Raw genomic sequence first — 17,923 nt, 5'->3', positions numbered from 1 at the left:
CCGCGTCCCGCCAGATCGTCGCTTGAACGATACCCCGTTCCGACTTACTACCATAGACACCGTTCTGCTACAGGACACCTTCGTCAAGTCGCCGCATCTGGATAAATTCAGCCAATCGATTATTTATGACCGCAATACCTTAACCAAAGCCTGACCGTTGCCAAATTTCATCTCCATACGACGACCAACGCTGTTCGCGACCGGCCTTGCGCTTGTCGTGGCCCTCGCCGCGGCGGGCTGCACGCCGCGCCCCGCGGGTTACCCGGCCTCCGAGCCTTTCGATCCCTACGAGGAAGAGAACCGCCGCACCCACGCCTTCAACCGGGCGCTGGACAAAAACCTGGTGGGGCCCGCAGGCAAGGGCTATTCCGGCTTCATTCCCGACGATGTCGAGAACATGGTCGGCCGTTTCGCCTTCAACCTGTCGATCCCGGGCGCCGTGGTGAACAACATCCTGCAAGGCAACATGAAAGGCGCGACCGAGGACACCTACCGCTTCCTCGTGAACACCACGATCGGGCTGGGCGGCCTGTTCGACACCGCGTCCGAACTCAACATGCCCCAGGCCACCGACGCCGATTTCGGCCAGACACTGCATGTCTGGGGCGTGCGCGAAGGGGCGTATGTCGAACTGCCCCTGCTCGGCCCCTCGACCGAGCGCGCGGCGGCGGGCAAGATCGTCGATCTTTTCACCAACCCGCTGACGTACGTGCTCGACGAGCCCGAGAACTACTATGGCACCATCGCCACTGGCGTCACGGGCCTGTCGGACCGCGGGCGTTATGCCGACACCATAGATTCCATCCTTTACGACAGCGCCGACAGTTACGCACAGGCGCGGTCGCTCTATATTCAGAACAGGCGCTTCAAGCTCGGCGGTGGCTCGGGCGGGGCGTTCGAAGATCCTTATGATGCCGAACCCGGCACGCCGCTGGAGGACCCCTACGATGAATGACATTTCCAGACGTTTCCTGATCGGCGCCGGCGCGGCCGCCACGCTGCTGCCCGCTGCCGCAACCCCCGCCTTCGCCCTGACAGAGGCGCGCGCCCGCGGCCTCATCGACCAGGTCGTGGCCGATATCAACCGCGTGATCGCCTCGGGCAAGTCGACCGGCGCGATGATCCGCGATTTCGAACGCATCTTCGCCCGTTATGCCGACGTGAACATCATTGCCCGCTCCACGCTGGGCGCCGATTCGCGCCGCGCCTCCTCGGGCCAGATGCGGGCTTTCACCGCCGCCTTCCAGGGCTATATCGCCCGCAAGTACGGCAAGCGGTTCCGCGAGTTCATCGGCGGCCAGATCACCGTGACCGGCGTGCGCCAGGTCAAGTCCTGGCACGAGGTCCGCTCGACCGTAAAGCTGCGCGGCAAGTCGCCCTTCACCGTGCTTTTCCTGGTCTCCGACCGCTCGGGCCGCGACCTCTTTTTCGACATGGTGATCGAGGGCGTCAGCCTGCGGCTCAGCGAACGCACCGAGATCGGCGCGATGCTCGATCGCAACGGCGGCAATATCGACGCCCTGATCGCCGACGTGCAACGCGCGGGCTGATCCCGAAACAGGTCCGGCCGCCTCGCCCCGCCGCCGCACAAGCTCCGGCGATAGCGCGGGGGTCGCCGGTTTTTGCCGTACTATTGCCCGCCATGTGCCGGCCCCAGCAGCTCTTCCAGCATCCGGTTGATCGTGTTGCCCCGGTCCCGGTCCTGGCGCTGCTGCGTGCGCGGCTGTTGTTGTATCTGCGGCTGCGGTTCGACCCGGATCATCGGCAGGTCGCTGACCGGCACACCCTCGTTCACCCGCACCATCGTCTCGCGCCAGATGTCCGCCGGAAGCCCGCCGCCGGTCACACCCTTGAGCGGGGTGTTGTCGTCATACCCCATCCACACCCCGGTCACGTAATCGGCGGTAAAGCCCAGGAACCACGCGTCGCGTGCCGCCTGCGTCGTGCCGGTCTTGCCGGCGGCCTGCCGGTCGGGCAGCTTGGCGCGCCCGCCAGTGCCCGACTGCACCACCTCGTACATCATACCCATCAGCTTCTGCGCGGCCTCCTGCTGGATCACGCGTTCACCAATGCCGCCCCCCTTGCGCATCAGCGGGTCGTCGTCCCCCAGGAGCTTCAATTCAACCAGCCCATAAGGCGTCACCGACGAACCACCGTTCAGGATACCCGCATAGGCCCCCGTCATTTCCAGCAGCGTGCTTTCCGATGCGCCCAGCGCCAGCGCGGGACCGTCGGCCAGTTCGTTGTCGATGCCGAAGTCGCTGGCAACCTGGCGCACCAGGTCCAGGCCCACGCTTTCGGCCACCTTCACCGCAGGGATGTTGTAGGACCGCGCCAGCGCCCGGATCAGCGGCACGCGGCCATGGAATTTCTTGTCATAGTTTTCGGGGCACCATTGGCCGGACCCGGCAATATTGCGGCAATACGGTTCATCCACGACGATCGACGTCGGTTCATAGCCCAGTTCCAGCGCCGTGGCATAGACGAACGGCTTGAAGGCCGAGCCGGTCTGCCGCTTGGCCATCGTGGCCCGGTTGAACGCGCCGGTCACCTTGGTCTTGCGCCCGCCCACCATCGCACGCACCGCGCCATCCGCGCTCATCACCACGATCGCGGCCTGCGCCTCGGATCCTTCACTGACCTTGTTCTCGAACACCCAGTCAAGCGCCTCCTCGGCGGCGCGTTGCATCCGCTGGTCCAGCGTCGTTCGGATTATGACGTCCTCTGTCGTGTCGCGGGTGAAAAGCTCCGGCCCGCTGTCCATCACCCAATCGGCGAAATAGCCTCCGGCCTGCGCCTCGGCGGCCTCCGACAGCGTCGCGGGGTTGTCCTGCGCGGCCTGCGTCTCGGCATCGGTCAGGTAGCCCTGCTCGTTCATCAGCCGCAGCACCGTCGCCGCCCTTGCCTGTGACCGTTCCAGGTTGGTCGTCGGCGCCAGCCGCGTCGGCGCGGTCAGCAGGCCCGCCAGCATGGCCGACTGCGCCGCGTTCACCTTGCGCGCGCTCACCCCGAAATACCGTTGCGCCGCGGCCTCCACGCCAAAGGCGCCGCCGCCGAAATAGGCCCGGTTGAGATAGATCGACAGGATCTCGTTCTTGGAATACTTCGCCTCCATCGCCATCGCATAGATCGCTTCTTTGGCCTTCCGGCTCAGCGATCCGCGGCGGCAATCCTGAACGTACTCCGCCTCGCTCTCCCACTCCGTCTCGTCGTATTCCACGCCAAGACACAGCAATTTCGCGGTCTGCTGGGTGATGGTCGACCCACCGTGCCCGCTCAGCGGCCCACGCCCCTCGCTCAGATTGATGCGGACGGCGCTGGCGATGCCGCGCGGGCTCAGGCCGAAGTGTTGGTAGAACCGCTTGTCCTCGGTGGCCAGCACCGCGTTGCGCAAGTCGGGGCTGACGGTATCGGCCGTCACCACCCCGCCGAACTGGTCACCGCGCCAGGCGAACACGTCGCCCTCGCGGTCCAGCATGGTGACCGATCCCCGCGCCCGGCCGTCCAGTAGTGCGCGCACATCCGGCAACCCGGCATAGACATAGGCCACAGCCAGGGCCGTCACCAGCACCACCACCGCGGTCACGCGCCATGTTACGATCCAGAACAGCCGCAATATCCAGCGGAACAGGCGCTTGATCCACGCCACCGGGCCGCGCCCGCCGCCCGAACGGCCGCCACCGCCCCTGCGCCGAGGGCGCGCGGTTTTCGCAGGCTTGCGCGCAGCCGGCTTGGTCCGGCTCTTTGCCGGTGTCTTCGCGGATTTGCCGTATCGCCTGTCTGCAACGAGTCGCGGCGCTTTTCGCCCCTGGTTTCCCATGCCCTAACCTGCCCGGACCTCTGGTTTTGCGGCAGTCTACAGGTCCTCAATCCGAAAGTAGACCCCCAAAAGCGTTTCGATTTTACCAAACGCCGCCGTGGCGCCCGCGCGTTTTGGCACGGTCGGTTCCCCCGGTCGTATACGTAATACGACGTAGACGTTTGCACGTCGCAGCGATTCTTATCTGCACATTAATTGGTCATTTAAGATGATTTGCGCATAAATTGTGCATTTCTTGGTGATTTCTGCCCACTTCCCCGGCGCTCACCCTTCCCGCCCGCCTCATCTCCGTCACTTTCTGCAACAGCGAAATCAACCTCGCCCAAGCAACCGAAAGGGACATCTGTGAAACTCATCATTGCAACCATCAAGCCGTTCAAGCTTGAAGATGTGCGCGAAGCGCTGACAGGGATCGGCGTGCGCGGCATGATGGTGACCGAGATCAAGGGCTTCGGCTCTCAGTCCGGTCACACCGAGATCTACCGCGGCGCGGAATACGCCGTGAACTTCGTACCCAAGATCAAGCTCGAGATCGCCGTTGCCGCCGGCATGGTCGACCAGGTGGTCGAGACCATCGCGACGACCGCGCGGACCGGCAAGATCGGCGACGGCAAGATCTTCGTGCTCGATATCGGGCAGGCCATGCGCGTGCGCACCGGCGAAACCAACGATGACGCGCTTTAAACCGCGCGAAAGAAGGGATAACATCACTATGAAACGCTTTATTCATCTGGGGCTCGCCGCAACCGCAATCGCGGTCCTGCCCCAACTCGGCTTCGCTCAGGACGAGGCCGCCGCCGCAGAGGCCGCCGCTCCGGGCTTCGACGAGATCGGCCCCTACATCATGACCACCCTGCTGTTCTGCATGGCGGGCTTCCTGGTGTTCTTCATGGCCGCAGGCTTCGCCATGCTCGAGGGCGGGCTGGTGCGTTCCAAGAACGTCACCATGCAGATGACCAAGAACATCGCACTCTTCTCGATTGCCGCGATCATGTACTGGCTCATCGGCTTCAACACGATGTACCCGGGCGACTTCAACGGCTACTTCGCCATCGGCGGGCAGACCGTGCTCGATCCTGTGGGCGTGGCCGCGGCCGATGCGGCGCTCGACTATGCATCCGTCGGTTCGGACTTCTTCTTCCAGTTGGTCTTCGTCGCCGCCACCGCCTCGATCGTGTCGGGCGCGCTGGCCGAGCGGATCAAGCTGTGGCCGTTCCTGATCTTCGTCGTCATCCTGACCGGCATCATGTACCCGATCTCGGGCTCCTGGCAGTGGGGCGGCGGCTGGCTGTCCGAAGCCGGCTTCTCCGACTTCGCCGGTTCGACCGTCGTGCACTCCGTGGGCGGCTGGGCTGCCCTGGCCGGTGCCATCGTGCTGGGCCCGCGTCTGGGCAAGTACGGCAAGGACGGCAAGGTGCACCCGATGCCCGGTTCCAACCTGGCGCTCGCCACACTGGGTACGTTCATCCTGTGGCTCGGCTGGTTCGGCTTCAACGGCGGCTCGCAGCTTGCCATGGGCACCGTGGGTGACGTCTCCGACGTAAGCCGCATCTTCGCCAACACTAACATGGCTGCCGCGGCCGGTGCCGTGACCGCGCTGATCCTGACCCAGGTGATGTACAAGAAACCGGACCTCACCATGGTGCTCAACGGCGCCCTCGCGGGCCTCGTTTCGATCACCGCCGAACCCCTCGCGCCCACGCTCTTCGGTGCGCTCTGGATCGGTGCCGTGGGTGGCGTGATCGTGGTCCTGACCGTCCCGATGCTCGACAAGCTGAAAATCGACGACGTGGTCGGCGCCGTTCCGGTGCACCTCTTCGCCGGTATCTGGGGCACCATCGCCGTGATCTTCTACAATGGCGACGCCAACCTGATCACCCAGCTGACCGGCATCGTGGCCTACGGTGTGTTCACCTTCGTGGCCAGCCTGATCGTCTGGTTCATCCTCAAGGCCGTCATGGGCATCCGCGTCGGCGAAGAGGAAGAGATCGCAGGTCTCGACATGTCGGAACTGGGGATGGAAGCCTACCCCGAGTTCTCGAAAGGCTGAGACCAAATAAGAATGGGTCCTCCCGACCCTTGATACTGGCCCGGGCGTTCGCGCCCGGGTTTTTTGTTGGCCGCTCCGGGGCAAACGCCATTGCGGTCCATGCCCCCGCGCCCTAGCTCTGGTTCCATGTCCGACGCCTACCGACCGCACGAAGCCCTTGTTCATCCGGCTCGCCCCACCGCCTCGCTCGTGCGCCTTGTGCTGGGCGCCATCATGCTGGCGGCGCTGTTCCTGTCGCTGATCTTCGCCGCCTCGGCGCTGCTGAACATCGTGGCGCCGGCGACCTCGTGGGACAGCACGCTCGGCGACCTGGAAACCGGCGAAACCCCGGCCGGCGTGCTGGCGAACCTCTACCTCTTCGGCTTCATCATCGTCGCGCTGGCCATGACGGGCCGCGCCATCCATGGCCGCGCCCTGCCCAGCTTCGTCGGTGACCTGCGCCTTGCACGGCTCCATTTCGCCCGCGTCTGTCTCTACATGGTCGGGCTGCACCTCGCCCTTTCGATCCTGCTGCCCGCCACGCCCGGCCTCACGCCCGAGGCGAATATCGACACCACCCGCTGGCTGACCTTCCTGCCGCTCGCCCTGCCCGCCCTTCTGATCCAGACCGGGGCCGAGGAACTGGTCTTTCGCGGCTACCTGCAAAGCCAGCTCGCCGCCCGCTTCGCCAATCCCCGAATCTGGATCATCGTCCCCTCCCTGCTCTTCGGCCTTCTGCATTACGATCCCGTGATCAACGGCGACGCCAACTGGCTGATTGTCGGCTGGGCCACGCTCTTCGGCATCGCCGCCGCCGACCTCACGGCCCGCACCGGCACCATCGGCGCCGCCCTCGGCCTGCATTTCGTCAACAATTTCTTCGCCATCCTCGTCGCCGCACCAGCGGGCAGTTTCGACGGCCTGGCCCTCTACACCTACCCCTTCACCCTGGACGACAGAGATGCACTCTGGCTCTGGGCGCCGCTCGACCTGATGCTCTTGCTGGTCAGCTGGCTCACCGCGCGACTCGCCCTGCGCGTCTGATTGCATTTCTCACGCGCACGGCTTATCTCAAGGGCGATTTGCAACGGGAACTGGGCCACAGATGAACTGGATCACCAATTACGTGCGTCCGCGCATCAATTCGATCTTCTCGCGCCGCGAGATCCCCGAGAACCTGTGGACCAAGTGCGACGAGTGCGGAACCATGCTGTTCCACCGCGAATTGCGCGAAAACCTCAACGTCTGCACCTCCTGCGGCCATCACATGCCGATCACCCCGCGCGATCGGTTCACAGCCCTTTTCGACGGCGGCACCTTTACACAAGTGTCCGTGCCCCAGCCCACCGCCGACCCGCTGCAATTCCGCGATCAAAAGAAATATCCCGACCGGATGCGCGCCGCGCAAAAGGCGACCGGAGAGACCGAGGCGATGCTGGTGGCTTCTGGCGAAATCGGCCGCACCCCCATCGTCGCGGCGGCGCAGGATTTTTCCTTCATGGCCGGGTCCATGGGCATGTATGTCGGCAACGCCATCATCGCCGCCGCCGAAGAGGCAGTGAAGCTCAACCGCCCCCTCGTGCTCTTCTCCGCCGCGGGCGGCGCGCGCATGCAGGAAGGCATCCTGTCGCTCATGCAGATGCCCCGCACCACCGTCGCCGTGCAGATGCTCAAAGAGGCAGGCCTGCCCTACATCGTCGTGCTGACCCACCCCACCACGGGCGGCGTCACCGCGTCCTACGCCATGCTGGGCGACGTGCATATCGCCGAACCCAACGCGCTCATCTGCTTCGCCGGCCCCCGCGTCATCGAACAGACCATCCGCGAAAAACTGCCCGAGGGCTTCCAGCGCGCCGAGTATCTGCTGGATCACGGCATGCTCGACCGCGTGACTCCGCGCGGCGAAATGCGCACCGAACTCATCACCATCCTGCGCATGCTCCTGAACCTGCCGCCCGCCGTCACCGCCGACCTCCCCGCCCCCGAACTCCCCGCCGAGGAAGAGCCTCAGGACGCGGCGCAGCCCGACACCGCCGAGGAACAGACCGCGGACGAAGCCGACAAATGACCGCCCCCACATCGGACGTCATCCTCGACCGGATGATGGCGCTGCACCCCAAGATCATCGACCTCACGCTCGACCGCGTCTGGCGCCTGCTGGAGGCGCTCGGCAACCCGCAGAACGATCTGCCCCCGGTAATCCACATCGCCGGCACCAACGGCAAGGGCTCGACGCTGGCCATGATCCGCGCCGGGATCGAGGGCGCCGGCAAAACCGCCCACGCCTACACCTCGCCCCACCTCGCCCGCTTCCACGAACGTATCCGGCTGGCCGGCGAGCTGATATCCGAGCCGCACCTGACCGAAGTGCTCGATGAATGCTACGCCGCGAACGGCGGCGAACCGATCACCTACTTCGAGATCACCACCTGCGCCGCGATCCTCGCCATGTCGCGCACGCCCGCAGATTACACCCTGCTCGAGGTGGGCTTGGGCGGACGGCTCGATGCCACCAATGTCGTGGCGAAACCGGCGCTTACCATCATCACGCCCGTGTCGATGGACCACGAGCAATATCTCGGCGACACGCTGGCCAAGATCGCCGGCGAAAAGGCCGGCATCCTCAAACGCGGCGTCACCTGCGTCGTCGGTCCGCAGGACGAGGAAGGCATGGACGCCATCGAGGCCGCCGCCCAGCGTCTGGGCGCGCCCCTTCTGGCCCACGGCCAGCACTGGCACGTCACCACCGAACGTGGCCGTCTCATCTACCAGGATGAAACCGGCCTCCGTGACCTGCCCCTGCCCAACCTGCCCGGCGCGCACCAGCATGAGAACGCCGGCGCCGCCCTCGCCGCCCTGCGTCACCTGCACCTTGGCGATGCCGCGCTCGAGGCTGCGGTCACGCACGCCCACTGGCCCGCCCGGATGCAGCGCCTCTCCACCGGCCCTCTGGCCGAGGCCGCACCGCAGGCCGAACTCTGGCTCGACGGCGGCCACAACCCCGCCGCAGGCCGCGCGCTGGCCGCGCACCTGGCCTCGTTGCCACCCCGCCCCACGCACCTGGTCTGCGGCATGCTCAACACCAAGGATATCTCGGGCTACCTCTCGCCGCTCGCCGGCGTCGCCCAAAGCCTCACCGCCATCTCCATCCCCTGCGAGGCGAACACCCTGCCCGCCGAAGACACGGCCACCGCCGCCGCCAATGTCGGCCTGCCGTCGGGCACCGCCGCCAACGCCCGCGCCGCCATCGAGGACATCGCCGCGAAAGACCCCACGGCGCGCATCCTGATCTGCGGCTCGCTCTACCTCGCCGGCGCCATCCTGCGCGAAAACGGCTGATCGTATGCTTGTGGTCGTGCCGCCGGCATGAGTATTTGAAGAACGATGAAAACGGGGGCGACCAAGCCTTTCACTGTTCTTCAAATACTCAAATACGGCGGGCAGCACTCGGCAGAACCGTCTGGATTCTCAACCTGAATAACGCCAAGAGCGCGCCCGTCCCGGGCCTGCCCCGGGACCTCGTAGGGTGGGTGATAACCCACGCGCCGGGGCTTACCCCGAACGCGCCTCCTCTTCCGCCAACAACGCGGTCAACCCCGCCTTGTAATCCGGATAAATCAACTCGACCCCCAATTCTTCCTTGATCCGGCTGTTATCCACCCGCTTCGATTCCGCATAGAAGGACCGCGCCATCGGGCTCATCTCCGCGTCCTCGAAATTCACCGCCGGAGGCATCGGCACGCCCAGCAGTTCCGCCGCATAGCCGATCACGTCCTGCGGCGGCGCCGGATCATCGTCACACACGTTGTAGGCCGCACCCGGATTGGGCCGCCTGATCGACGCCTCCAGCACCTGCGCGATATCCTCCACGTGGGTCCGGCTGAACACCTGGCCTTGCTTGATGATCCGCCGCGCCGTGCCCTTTCGCACCTTCTCGAACGGCCCGCGCCCGGGGCCGTAGATGCCCGCCAGCCGGAAGATATGCAGCGGCAGGTCCGGAATGCCGGCCCAGGCCGCCTCGGCCACGACCCGCCTGTGCCCCCGCTCGGTCGACGGCTCCAGCGGGCTGTCCTCGGTCACCCAATCGCCCTCGTGGTCGCCGTAAACCCCCGTCGTCGACAAGTACCCGGCCCACTCCAGCCGTCCCGCCACCTTCGCGATGTCTTCGCCCAGCGCATTCAACACAGGATCGCCGTCCTCCCCCGGACTGACCGAGCTCAGCAGATGCGTCGCCTCGCCCAGCGCCCCGGACAGGTCACTTCCGGGCCAGACCACGCCTTCCACGCCCTCGTCCGCCAGCGCCTCGGCCTTCTCCGCGCTCCGGGTCGTGCCGATCACACGCCAGCCCCGGGGCACCAGCCGCCTTGCCAACGCCCGCGAAGAAAAGCCGTGACCCAATGACAGCAATACCTTGCCCATGCCGCTCTCCTATGCCTCACCCGGCTGATATAACCTCCAGCGGCCGCGACGCCACCCAAGCATAGCCGTTCTCGCACAGGATCGTGGTCTCGCGCAGGCCGTGCGGTTTGTCCGTCGGCGGCTGCAACACATGCCCGCCCGCGGCCTCTGCCTTGGCCGCCGCCTCGTCCGGGTCGCTGTCGAAAAGGTGCAGCTGCGCCCCCGCCCCGCGCGGGCCGCTTTCGGGCAAAAGCCCCAGCGCGGGGTGACTGCCATAGGTCCCGTCCGCATGCAGCTGCATCAGCTGGTCGCCGTAAACCATGATCGCGAAATCTCCGCTTACCCGGTGAGCCGTCATCCCGAACACCGCCTCCAAAAACGCCACCTCTCGCGTCACGTCCCGCACCAGCAGGTTCAGCCCCAGCCCCCGCAGGGACGCGCCGAACACCTCCGGCGTGACCGTCTCGAAATCCATCGCCCCCTCCCTCGCAGCCAGATCGGCGCCAGCTTGCGAAGCGCCCCTTGCTCTGTCAACGTGCGCCGCACAAGTTTATTGTAACGGGTACACCATGGCTCAGACCGCCGATGACGGCCGCTATCACAGCCCCCACGCCCCCGCGCCGCAAAACTTTACCGAGGCCGCGGCGGCGGTGGCGCATCTCGTGGCCCTCTACGACGACGCGGTGCGCTTCCTGTGCGAGGCGTTCCAGGCCGCGATGCTGAACGGCCAGCCCTCGCGCCCCGTCCGCGCCTTCTACCCCGAGATCCGCATCAGCACCTCCAGCTATGCCAAGATCGACAGCCGCCTCAGCTTCGGCCACCTGGCCGAGCCGGGCACCTACAGCACGACCGTCACCCGGCCGCGCATGTTCCGCAACTACCTGACACAGCAGATCGGCCTCCTGCTGGACAACCACGAGGTGCCGGTCACCATCGGCGTGTCGGACACCCCCATGCCGGTGCATTTCGCCGTCGCAAACGACGCCTCCATCACCGTCCCGCAACAGGGCGCGTCCGATTTCACCCTGCGCGACTATTTCGATGTGCCGGACCTGTCGACCACCAATGACGACATCGTCAACGGCACCTACACCGTGATGCAAGAGGACCCCGCGCCGCTTGCCCCCTTCACGGCCCAGCGCGTCGATTATTCCCTCGCCCGGCTCGCGCATTACACCGCCACCGCGCCCGAGCATTTCCAGAACCACGTTCTCTTCACCAACTACCAGTTCTACGTGGCCGAGTTCGAAGCCTTCGCCCGCAAGATGCTGGCCGATCCCGACAGTGGCTACGACAGCTTCATAGGCCCCGGCGACACGGCCATCACCGGCCCCGACGAGGTGCTGCGCCCCACTTCCAAGCTGCCGCAGATGCCCACCTACCACCTCAAGCGCAAGGACAGCAGCGGCATCACGCTGGTCAATATCGGCGTCGGCCCCTCCAACGCCAAGACGGCGACCGACCACATCGCCGTCCTGCGCCCGCACGCGTGGATCATGGTCGGCCATTGCGCGGGCTTGCGCAACTCGCAGTCGCTGGGCGATTTCGTCCTTGCCCACGCCTACCTGCGCGAGGACGCGGTGCTCGATGCCGACCTGCCCGCCTGGGTGCCCATCCCGGCCCTGGCCGAGGTGCAGATCGCGCTGGAACAGGCCGTCGCCGCCGAGACCGAACTGGAAGGCTACGCGCTGAAAAGCGTCATGCGCACCGGCACCGTCGCCAGCTTCGACAACCGCAACTGGGAACTGCGCGATCAGTCCGGCCCGGTCCAGCGCCTCAGCCAGTCCCGCGCCATCGCGCTCGACATGGAAAGTGCGACCATCGCCGCCAACGGCTTCCGCTTCAGGGTGCCCTACGGCACGCTCCTGTGCGTGTCGGACAAGCCCCTGCATGGCGAACTGAAACTGCCCGGCATGGCCAGCGATTTCTACAAGACACAGGTCTCGCGCCACTTGATGGTCGGCATCCGCGCAATGGAGCATATCCGCGACATGCCCCTGGAACGCATCCACAGCCGCAAGCTGCGCAGCTTCGACGAAACCGCGTTCCTCTAGGCGCCCCCCGGCACACGAGCACGCCCGTCCCGGACTTGCTCCGGGACCTCCCGGCCTGCTGTTCCCGCACCGCCCAAACCAGCCGCAAACCGACCGGAATCCGGCACCCTACGGCACCGTCTTGCTTACAGAAATTGAAAAAACTCGCGCCGACTCGCCTTTTGCGTCTACGCTGATCGGATTCCGATCCGGAATGACACGACAGGAGAGAACAATGTCAAAAAAACTGGTCCTGGGATTTGACGACAGTGAAAGCGCCAAGGCGGCTCTCGACTTCGCAACCACCCTGGCAAAGGCACAAGGCGCCGAGGTGATCGTCGCCCACGTGCTGGAATGGTCGCCTTATTCCTTCCTCACCAAGGAAGAGCTCGAGGAACGGCACATGCGCCGCAAGGAAGAGCTGGCCCGCGCCGAGGATGCGCTGCTCAAACCCGTTCTGAAAAAGCTCACCGATGCCGGCATTAGCGCCACCACGGTCCTGCGCTACGGTCATATCGCCGATACGCTGGTCGACATCATCAACGAGAACAAGGCCGAACAGATCGTCATCGGCCGCACCGGCCATTCCGCCTTGTCCTCGCGCCTCTTCGGCTCGGTCGCGGGCAGCCTCGCGCAGGCGGCGCCCGTGCCCGTCACCATCGTGCCGTGACAACGCGCCAAGCATTCAACAAGAAAATCGAGGGACACAGATGAAACATTCACTCAAGACGCCCCTGGCGGCGCTCTTCGCCCTGCTCGCGCTCAGCGCCCCGGCCCTGGCGCAATCCATCGACGAGCGGGTCAACGAGATCTTCGCCAACTCCACCGGCTGGTTCGTCAGCCTGATCTTCTCCGACTTTCCCGGCACCAGTTTCCCCTGGATCGTGGGCTGGCTTGTGATCGCCGCCACCGTCTTCACCATTTATTTCGGCGTGGTGCAGTTCCGCTGGGTCGGCCACTCCATCGCTCTTGTGAAAGGCGACTATTCCGATCCCAACGACGCGGGCGAAGTCAGCCACTTCCAGGCGCTCGCCACGGCGCTTTCGGGCACAGTAGGCCTCGGCAACATCGCGGGCGTCGCGGTCGCCATCGGCATCGGCGGTCCGGGGGCCACGTTCTGGATGATCCTCGCCGGCCTCATGGGCATGGCGTCCAAGTTCACCGAATGTACGCTCGGCGTGAAATACCGCAACGAATACCCCGATGGCAAAGTCTCGGGCGGCCCGATGTATTACCTCTCCAAGGGGTTCAAGGAACGTGGCATCTTCGGCGGCGGCATCCTCGCGGTGCTCTTCTCGGTCTTCTGCATCCTCGGCGCGCTTGGCGGCGGCAACATGTTCCAGGCCAACCAGGCCCACGCGCAGCTTGCCAACGTCCTCGGTGACTACCCCGGCTGGATCACCGGCCTTGTCATGGCGTCGGTCGTCTTCGCCGTGATCGTCGGCGGGCTGAAATCCATCGCCAAGGTCACCGAAAAGGTCGTGCCGTTCATGGGCATCCTCTATGTCGGCACCGCGCTGATCATCATCCTGATGAACTTCGACCAGATCGGCACCGCCTTCGGGCGCATCTTCGAGGGCGCCTTCACCGGCCTCGGCGTCGCCGGCGGCATGGTGGGCGCGCTGATACAGGGCTTCCGCCGCGCCGCCTTCTCGAACGAGGCGGGCGTGGGCTCGGCGGCCATCGCCCACTCGGCCGTGCGCACCAAGGAACCGATCACCGAGGGCTTCGTGTCGCTGCTGGAACCCTTCATCGACACGGTCGTGGTCTGCACCATGACCGCGCTGGTGATCATCATCACCGACCAGCTGGTGACCGACCCCGAAACCGGCCTCTTCGTGCTGAACGAGGCGGGCACCGCGATCCAGACCGTCGGCGACAATTCCGGCGTCGCGCTGACCTCGGCGGCGTTCCAGTCCTCGATCGACGGGTTCAAGTACATCCTGGCGCTGGCGGTGATCCTCTTCGCCTTCTCCACGATGCTCAGCTGGTCCTATTACGGGCTGAAGGCCTGGACCTACCTCTTCGGTGAGGGCCAGACGAAAGAGCTGATCTTCAAGCTGATCTTCTGCATCTTCGTGGTGATCGGCGCGGCCTCCAGCCTCGGCCCGGTGATCGACTTCTCCGATGCCGCGATCTTCGCGATGGCGGTGGTCAACGTGCTGGGCCTCTACTTCCTGATGCCGATCGTCAAGCGCGAGCTGCAAAGCTACGCGTCGCGCCTGCGCTCGGGCGAGATCAAGAAGTACAAGTAAGGCGCTGCGGTCCCCCGACGCGGGTCCGCCCCACCAACGAGACCGCCCTCGCAGGCTCTGCGGGGGCGGTTTTGCATCGGCGGCTTTCCAGTTCAGGGAGGCGTGGACATGCCTTCACGCCAAGCGAACAGACGTTGCGAGCGGCCCACGCACAGCGTGCTGTTGCATCGCGGTTCTCGATACCGCGAGTGGCGGCGTTCGAACCAGATTGACTGCGCCGAACCGGAGCGGGCTTGCACGTGCAACGGACGGGCGCGCGGCAGCACTTGCCGTTCGGCAGTCTTTCGCGTCTGAACAGGTCTTCAACTGCGTAACCCGGTTGTCAAAGCAAAATCCGTTCGTTAAGGAGGATTTGTTATGTAATAACATTAATATTCATGGGGTCGAAGATCCCGTCAACACAGGAGCCTCTCATGCAACAGACATTCGCCAGGTGCGTTGCCACCGTCGCCACCGGCGCCTTGCTCGTGCTTGCCGCGCCGGCGTTCGCCCAAAGCGAAAGCACACATGATCACGATCATTCCGAAGAACACGATCACGGTAACGACAAGGTCTACAACGGTTACTTCGAGGATGACCAGATCGAGGACCGCAACCTCTCGGACTGGGAAGGAGACTGGCAATCGGTCTACCCGCTGCTGCAGGACGGAACGCTCGACCCCGTCATGGCGCACAAGGCCGAGCATGGGGACAAGACAGCGGCCGAATACACCGACTACTACCAGACCGGCTATGCGACCGAGGTCGACCGTATCCTCATCGAAGGTGACAGCGTCACCTTCGATGAGGACGGCACCCCGCTGCAGGGCCGCTATGCCAACGACGGCTACGAAGTGCTGACCTACGAGGCCGGCAACCGCGGTGTCCGCTACATATTCGAAAAGAGCGGTGGCGACGCCGGGGCACCCGCGTTCATCCAGTTCAGCGACCATGCCATCGCGCCGCAGGATGCCGGACACTTCCACCTCTACTGGGGCGACGACCGGGCGAAGCTGCTCGAGGAAGTCACCAATTGGCCAACCTACTACCCCGCCGAACTCAGCGGCGCGGACGTGGCTGAAGAAATGATGGCCCACTGAAAACGGGTCAATGCGTGCGGTCGGATAGGGCTGCACGCATTCCAGGCCCCGGTCCGAAAAAGCGGCGACCCCCAAAAAAGCGGCGCAAGCTGACCCGGCAAGGAGCATGAAATCCGGCGACAGAACGTGGCAGAGACGTTCGCCCAATCTGTCGCGGCGATCCGTTGACTTCGCACCCGCAAAACGGACGTGCCGCGTGGGCAGACCCTGTGCGCTGATGTCGGTGCAGACGCCCGGGCATCCGGCACCACGTCGACATCCCCATTTCAGTCCGGCCCAAGCCCCTGGCTCCCGCCTCACCCGGTCACAACTCGACCGTCACCCGCGTGCCCTGCTCCAGCCGCTCAACCGAAAGCTCCGCGTCCAGCGATTGCGTCAGCGCCTGCACGATGCTGCCGCCCACGCCGGGCTTGCCGTCTTCGCCCGTCGTGTCCAGCGCGCCGTCGTGATGCTCCGCCCGGTTCTTCTGAGCCGCGATGCTGGGCGCCGAAAAGGGCCAGTTGCTGTTCTCCGGCAGCCCATTGCCGTCATCCTCCACCATCAGATAAACACCGCCGTCCTCGCGCCGCGCGAACCGCACTTCGAGTGTGCCCGACGACCGCCCCTCGAACGCGTGCTCGAACGCGTTGGTCATGAATTCCGACAGCAAAAGCCCCAGCCGCGCCGCCTGGTCCACGGGCAGCGAGATCTCGTCGCATTCCACGTTCACCCGGATCGCCCCGCGCGGCTCCAGGCTCGACACGACCGACGCGATGCGGCTCAGGTAGGCGCCCGTGGCGATCTCCTCGCTGGCGCCCGTTCCGCCGCCGCTCAACAGTTCGTCATAAAGAACCGACAGTGCCTCGATCCGCCGCCCGATCGCCTTCAGCGAGTCCTCGGTCACGTTCTGCCGGGCCTGGATGCGGATCATGCTGACGATCATCGACAGGTGGTTCTTCACCCGGTGCTGCAACTCGCGCAGCAATCCCATCGACGCGTCGTCCCCCTCCGCTGCGCCTGCAGGGTCCGGCACCTCGCGCTGAAGGCCGAAGAACGCCGTCAACTCGCCGTCCTCTCCGTGGATCGGCGCGATCAGCAACTGGTTGCGAAAGGCCGAGCCGTCGGCGCGGTGATTGGTCAGCGTGACCTCGAATTCCTGTTCGGATTTCAATCCATCACGGATGCGGGTCACATGCCGTTCTTCCGTCTCCGGCCCTTGCAGGAAACGACAATTGCGCCCGACCGCGTATCGCCGGCTATACAGCGTCAGCGCCTCGAAGGCGGAATTGACATAGGTGATCGGATTGTCCTTGATCCGCGGGTCCGTCAGCACGATCGACAACGGAGAATGCCGGATCGCATTCTTCATCACGTCATCGCCATCCATGCTGGCGTCCATCACTCTCATGGGCCATCCCCCTCTTCAGAACATGATTTATCGCGTGAACTGCGGCCAAGATAGGCCGACCTTATGGGACGTCCAGCGCGAGATCTGTACGATAACGTACCATGAATAGCGATTTCACGCGTCCCGATCAATTTCGGGCAACAACTCACGGTTCGCCGCCCGCACGAGGTTGTAGCATTCGCAGCTGGCGTTCGTCAGCCCGGTGCGGTCGGTGATCCTGACCCGCCCCCGCCTGTAGGAAATCAGTCCGTTCTCCTGAAGGTCCTGCGCAGCTTCCGTGACCGTCGCCCGCCGGACCCCCAGCATCTCGGCCAGGAAGTCGTGTGTCAGCCGCATCTCGCTGCCGTCGATCCGGTCCGCCATCGTCAGCAGCCACCGCGCCAGGCGTTGCCGCGCACTGTGCGCCCCGTTGCACGCACCCGAGATCATGACCTGGTAGAACACCGATTGCGCACTGGCGAACAGCACCCGCTCGAACGCCTCGTGCTCGGATTTCAACTGCACGAACCGCTCTGCCGACAGGCGCAGCGCCGCGCCCGCGATCTGCACTTCGTCGGTGTGGAAATGCCGCGACTGGCCCAACATCAGGTTCACCGCCGTCGACGCCTCGCGCCCGATATTGGCCATCTCGATGCCCGACCCGTCGCTATAGGTCGCAATCGCGGAGATCACGGCGGTTTCAGGAAAATAGACCGCATGTGTCGCCTCGCCCGAGCGCTGCAAGACCGCGCCGGCCTCCAGCGTCACATCCTCGCAGTGCCTGGTCACCGCATCGCGCGTCGTGATGTCCAGCGCACACAGAACCCTGTTGTTCGTACCATGTGCCATGCAGGGGCAACGCAGCTCGGCCAGTTTCGTTCATGCGTGAATGACATCGGCACATCCACACTTGCGGATGCGCCACTAATTCAATATTTCATGA

16 protein-coding genes are annotated in these 17,923 nt (G+C 64.9%); 11 read left to right on the top strand and 5 right to left on the bottom strand.

Annotation, left to right across the window (positions count from 1 at the left end; genetic code table 11):
* Positions 1–157 precede the first annotated feature (157 nt).
* Together PVV74_RS20815 and PVV74_RS20810 are read left to right on the top strand one after the other, a co-directional pair.
* Positions 158–955 (top strand): MlaA family lipoprotein, encoded by a 798-nt coding sequence (locus tag PVV74_RS20815; protein WP_245890464.1) that lies wholly within the window; start codon positions 158–160, stop codon positions 953–955.
* Entirely contained in the window at positions 948–1,550 is a 603-nt protein-coding gene (locus PVV74_RS20810) for an MlaC/ttg2D family ABC transporter substrate-binding protein (RefSeq protein ID WP_103762951.1), read from the top strand. Before PVV74_RS20815 ends, PVV74_RS20810 begins: the two co-directional genes overlap by 8 nt.
* An 80-nt stretch (positions 1,551–1,630) precedes the next feature.
* Here the strand turns inward: PVV74_RS20810 and PVV74_RS20805 are convergent, their stop codons facing one another.
* Complete coding sequence (locus PVV74_RS20805) at positions 1,631–3,820, bottom strand: transglycosylase domain-containing protein (protein WP_274594517.1); 2,190 nt, start codon at positions 3,818–3,820, stop codon at positions 1,631–1,633.
* A gap of 345 nt (positions 3,821–4,165) precedes the next feature.
* Here PVV74_RS20805 and PVV74_RS20800 point away from each other — a divergent pair, with 345 nt between their 5' ends.
* The 5 genes from PVV74_RS20800 to PVV74_RS20780 all read left to right on the top strand — a co-directional run bounded on the left by PVV74_RS20800 (position 4,166) and on the right by PVV74_RS20780 (position 9,188).
* Positions 4,166–4,504, top strand: coding sequence for a P-II family nitrogen regulator (locus PVV74_RS20800; RefSeq protein WP_057790819.1), 339 nt, complete (start codon positions 4,166–4,168; stop codon positions 4,502–4,504).
* Positions 4,505–4,532: 28 nt separating this feature from the next.
* Positions 4,533–5,870: an ammonium transporter gene (locus PVV74_RS20795; RefSeq protein ID WP_103762949.1), complete on the top strand. Its 1,338-nt coding sequence runs from the start codon at positions 4,533–4,535 to the stop codon at positions 5,868–5,870.
* 126 nt (positions 5,871–5,996) lie between these two features.
* Entirely contained in the window at positions 5,997–6,893 is an 897-nt protein-coding gene (locus tag PVV74_RS20790) for a CPBP family intramembrane glutamic endopeptidase (RefSeq protein ID WP_103762948.1), read from the top strand.
* A gap of 61 nt (positions 6,894–6,954) precedes the next feature.
* Positions 6,955–7,917 (top strand): acetyl-CoA carboxylase, carboxyltransferase subunit beta, encoded by a 963-nt coding sequence (gene accD, locus PVV74_RS20785; RefSeq protein ID WP_274594516.1) that lies wholly within the window; start codon positions 6,955–6,957, stop codon positions 7,915–7,917.
* A complete protein-coding gene (locus PVV74_RS20780) occupies positions 7,914–9,188 on the top strand; it encodes a bifunctional folylpolyglutamate synthase/dihydrofolate synthase (protein WP_274594515.1) in 1,275 nt (424 codons plus the stop codon). Before accD ends, PVV74_RS20780 begins: the two co-directional genes overlap by 4 nt.
* 213 nt (positions 9,189–9,401) lie before the next feature.
* Here the strand turns inward: PVV74_RS20780 and PVV74_RS20775 are convergent, their stop codons facing one another.
* Together PVV74_RS20775 and PVV74_RS20770 are read right to left on the bottom strand one after the other, a co-directional pair.
* Positions 9,402–10,268 carry an SDR family oxidoreductase gene (locus PVV74_RS20775; RefSeq protein WP_274594514.1) on the bottom strand — a complete coding sequence of 289 codons (867 nt, stop codon included), beginning with the start codon at positions 10,266–10,268 and terminating at the stop codon, positions 9,402–9,404.
* A 16-nt stretch (positions 10,269–10,284) separates the two neighbouring features.
* Positions 10,285–10,722: a VOC family protein gene (locus tag PVV74_RS20770; RefSeq protein ID WP_103762944.1), complete on the bottom strand. Its 438-nt coding sequence runs from the start codon at positions 10,720–10,722 to the stop codon at positions 10,285–10,287.
* A 94-nt stretch (positions 10,723–10,816) separates the two neighbouring features.
* On the opposite strand from PVV74_RS20770, the gene PVV74_RS20765 reads away from it, so the two are divergent.
* From PVV74_RS20765 to PVV74_RS20750, 4 genes are all read left to right on the top strand, one after another.
* Entirely contained in the window at positions 10,817–12,301 is a 1,485-nt protein-coding gene (locus PVV74_RS20765) for an AMP nucleosidase (protein ID WP_103762943.1), read from the top strand.
* A 214-nt stretch (positions 12,302–12,515) separates the two neighbouring features.
* Positions 12,516–12,950, top strand: coding sequence for a universal stress protein (locus PVV74_RS20760; RefSeq protein ID WP_103762942.1), 435 nt, complete (start codon positions 12,516–12,518; stop codon positions 12,948–12,950).
* Positions 12,951–12,990: 40 nt separating this feature from the next.
* A complete protein-coding gene (locus PVV74_RS20755; protein ID WP_103762941.1) occupies positions 12,991–14,535 on the top strand; it encodes an alanine/glycine:cation symporter family protein in 1,545 nt (514 codons plus the stop codon).
* A gap of 413 nt (positions 14,536–14,948) precedes the next feature.
* Positions 14,949–15,614, top strand: coding sequence for a ZinT family metal-binding protein (locus tag PVV74_RS20750; protein WP_274594513.1), 666 nt, complete (start codon positions 14,949–14,951; stop codon positions 15,612–15,614).
* Positions 15,615–15,918: 304 nt separating this feature from the next.
* Here PVV74_RS20750 and PVV74_RS20745 read toward each other — a convergent pair whose 3' ends face one another.
* Positions 15,919–17,001, bottom strand: a complete 1,083-nt coding sequence (locus PVV74_RS20745) for a PAS domain-containing protein (RefSeq protein ID WP_274594512.1) — start codon at positions 16,999–17,001, stop codon at positions 15,919–15,921.
* Positions 17,002–17,115: 114 nt separating this feature from the next.
* Positions 17,116–17,829: a Crp/Fnr family transcriptional regulator gene (locus tag PVV74_RS20740; RefSeq protein ID WP_274594511.1), complete on the bottom strand. Its 714-nt coding sequence runs from the start codon at positions 17,827–17,829 to the stop codon at positions 17,116–17,118.
* Positions 17,830–17,923 lie beyond the last annotated feature (94 nt).

Source organism: Roseovarius sp. SK2 (genome assembly GCF_028807495.1).
In the GTDB taxonomy this organism is placed as follows: domain Bacteria; phylum Pseudomonadota; class Alphaproteobacteria; order Rhodobacterales; family Rhodobacteraceae; genus Roseovarius; species Roseovarius confluentis.
This window is presented reverse-complemented; position numbering and strand designations above follow the sequence as displayed.

Coding starts and splice junctions, on each gene's coding strand:
- PVV74_RS20760 (WP_103762942.1), top strand. CDS start 12,516: ATGTCAAAAAAACTGGTCCTGGGATTTGACGACAGTGAAAGCGCCAAG.
- PVV74_RS20765 (WP_103762943.1), top strand. CDS start 10,817: ATGGCTCAGACCGCCGATGACGGCCGCTATCACAGCCCCCACGCCCCC.
- PVV74_RS20770 (WP_103762944.1), bottom strand. CDS start 10,722: ATGGATTTCGAGACGGTCACGCCGGAGGTGTTCGGCGCGTCCCTGCGG.
- PVV74_RS20740 (WP_274594511.1), bottom strand. CDS start 17,829: ATGGCACATGGTACGAACAACAGGGTTCTGTGTGCGCTGGACATCACG.
- PVV74_RS20750 (WP_274594513.1), top strand. CDS start 14,949: ATGCAACAGACATTCGCCAGGTGCGTTGCCACCGTCGCCACCGGCGCC.
- PVV74_RS20810 (WP_103762951.1), top strand. CDS start 948: ATGAATGACATTTCCAGACGTTTCCTGATCGGCGCCGGCGCGGCCGCC.
- PVV74_RS20780 (WP_274594515.1), top strand. CDS start 7,914: ATGACCGCCCCCACATCGGACGTCATCCTCGACCGGATGATGGCGCTG.
- PVV74_RS20805 (WP_274594517.1), bottom strand. CDS start 3,820: ATGGGAAACCAGGGGCGAAAAGCGCCGCGACTCGTTGCAGACAGGCGA.
- PVV74_RS20795 (WP_103762949.1), top strand. CDS start 4,533: ATGAAACGCTTTATTCATCTGGGGCTCGCCGCAACCGCAATCGCGGTC.
- PVV74_RS20775 (WP_274594514.1), bottom strand. CDS start 10,268: ATGGGCAAGGTATTGCTGTCATTGGGTCACGGCTTTTCTTCGCGGGCG.
- accD (WP_274594516.1), top strand. CDS start 6,955: ATGAACTGGATCACCAATTACGTGCGTCCGCGCATCAATTCGATCTTC.
- PVV74_RS20790 (WP_103762948.1), top strand. CDS start 5,997: ATGTCCGACGCCTACCGACCGCACGAAGCCCTTGTTCATCCGGCTCGC.
- PVV74_RS20745 (WP_274594512.1), bottom strand. CDS start 17,001: ATGAGAGTGATGGACGCCAGCATGGATGGCGATGACGTGATGAAGAAT.
- PVV74_RS20755 (WP_103762941.1), top strand. CDS start 12,991: ATGAAACATTCACTCAAGACGCCCCTGGCGGCGCTCTTCGCCCTGCTC.